Here is a 225-nt window from a genome sequence, read left to right as displayed (position 1 = left end):
GCTGTGGGGCTTAGCTTCCGGGTTCGGGATGGGTCCGGGCGTTTCCCCCACGCTGTTGCCGCCGCAAAAGGGTCGACCAGTATGTGTTTGTGTTTGCCCCCCGGGTTGGCCACTGCTTGTTGGTGGCGTGTTTTGGGGGGTGTGGGTTGGTCGTGAACCTGTATGGTGGTTGTGAGCAGTGTCGTGCTTTCGTTTGTGTTTTCACACTTTTTGGTGTGTGTGTTT

At 56.9% G+C, this 225-nt stretch carries 1 rRNA gene; it reads right to left on the bottom strand.

The annotated features are described in order from the left end of the window. A 5S ribosomal RNA gene (gene rrf, locus EII11_RS10410) occupies positions 1–66 on the bottom strand; the annotation flags it as partial. Positions 67–225: the final 159 nt, after the last annotated feature.

Source organism: Schaalia canis, assembly GCF_003858455.1.
Taxonomy (GTDB): domain Bacteria; phylum Actinomycetota; class Actinomycetes; order Actinomycetales; family Actinomycetaceae; genus Pauljensenia; species Pauljensenia canis.
Note: the sequence above shows the minus strand (reverse complement) of the source record. Positions and strands in the feature narration are given on the sequence as shown.